Annotated in this window: 1 protein-coding gene and 1 pseudogene; both read left to right on the top strand. The window is 31.9% G+C overall.

Annotated elements, in window-relative coordinates:
* Positions 1-671: pseudogene (locus L0M85_RS09700) on the top strand (ATP-dependent endonuclease); the annotation flags it as partial.
* Positions 658-1897 (top strand): ATP-dependent helicase (locus L0M85_RS09705; RefSeq protein WP_238656935.1); only part of this gene is annotated, 1240 nt, incomplete at its 3' end. The pseudogene L0M85_RS09700 and the gene L0M85_RS09705, both read left to right, overlap by 14 nt.

Raw genomic sequence — 1897 nt, forward strand, 5'->3', positions numbered from 1 at the left:
ATGCTCTCAGAATTCCTCATATTACCTTGTTGGATTTTGATAATGAGAGATACGGAGGTGGTTGGGGAAGAATAAAATACATTTCTCAACATCTGTATGAGCTGAACACAGAGTTTCAAGAATGGTTCCATACTCAGAGACTTGATTTTAATGAAATTGGGTCACGAGGTTGTGAATCGATAGGAGCTCAACGTCTGATTAATTGGTTTAATAAACTCGAAGAATTTAATGTCTACTTTTCATCGCCTTTAGATATTGATTTCTTGATGCTACAACATTATAAAGACAATTATCTGAATACTTTATCCTCAATAGAAGGACCAGTTGTTTCATATAATGATTCGGATGGAAGTAGTAAAAAAGTGAAATTGAGTGATTTAGACTGTCTTGATAGATTGCAGTTAGAAGGTTTCAACAAACGTAAAGAGGAAGCAATAAGAGCTACTTTAAAAGATAAGAGTGGACATGGCGATAGTTTCAATGAAGAAGAAAAAGAATTAATGATTTGGTATCAATATTTCTTTTTAGGTAGAGGAAAACCAACAACTCATATGCAATTTTTATCATCTATTAGTGATGATGAATTAACAAGAAATCTACCCCCTGTATTTGAAAAAATAGTTAACAGTGCTGAAGAATTACTTGGAGATATTCAACATGGTAAAGAGTGAGGAGTGGTTTCCTAAAGGAGATATCATTTTAGAAGAGACTGCATTAGGAGCCGTCAAAGATGTGACTAAATGTTTAGTCATTGCTGGACCAGGTGCTGGGAAAACTGAATTACTAGCTCAAAAGTTAGACTATCTATTCTCTACAAATAAATGCGTTTCTCCGAAAAAAATTCTAGCATTAAGTTTCAAAACGGATGCTGCATCAAATTTGAAAGAAAGAGTTAAGAAACGTTATGGTGATGAATATGCTTCTCGTTTTACCTCATTAACCTATTCGGCTTTTGAAAAGAGAATTTTAGACCAATTTAGAGATGTTCTACCTGAGGATATACGGCCATCAAGAGATTATTTGATTGAAGATTGGTATACTATAAAAGAACTACTCTCTATGAATGGAATTAATGTTAATGGATGGAGAATGTCAGATATAAGAAGATATGTCGAAAACATCATACTTAACAATGGGGATAATCACAAGTTTAAAACTGACTTACTAAAAGGAACACAAGATAATAAGCCGGTCCTCTTGTATAGGCAAATAACAAAGTTGAGTACTCAAATAATAGATACTAACGAATACATCCGTAAAGCACTTCAAATGACATACGATTTTGTATTTCTAGATGAATTTCAGGATACTACATATGCCCAGTATGATTTATTAAAAACTTGTTTTTTAGGTTCGTCTTGTAAATTAACAGCAGTTGGAGATGATAAGCAAGCCATTATGAGATGGGCAGGTGCAAAGCCTGATATTTTTCCAGACTATATTCGAGACTTTAATTCAAATAAATATCAATTATTGATGAATCACCGCTCTGTACCTAAACTTGTAGAATTTCAAAAAGAGGTTCATCAGATATTAAATAGTAATCATAGATCTATTCAGACAAATAATTATCCAGAATTTCAAGAGGGTGAAATAACATTATTTGAATTTGAAAATGAAAGTTTAGAAGCTGAGTTAATTGCAAATGATATAGAATCAAAAATTCAAGGAGGTATACGACCATCAGAAATTTGTATCCTAGCAAAACAAAAGGTTGGTATTTATAGTTTCGAATTGATATCTATATTAAATAGCAAAGGGATTAAAGCAAGAATTGAAAATGAATATCAGGATATTTTAAAAGATCCTACGTGTAACCTATTATTAGATTTAATATCATGCAGTCAAGGAAAACGAGATCCTTTAATTTGGGAAAATATTAGTAATTTTTATGGAA

Source organism: Streptococcus sp. DFI.7.26 (assembly GCF_022240605.1).
GTDB classification, from domain to species: domain Bacteria; phylum Bacillota; class Bacilli; order Lactobacillales; family Streptococcaceae; genus Streptococcus; species Streptococcus xiaochunlingii.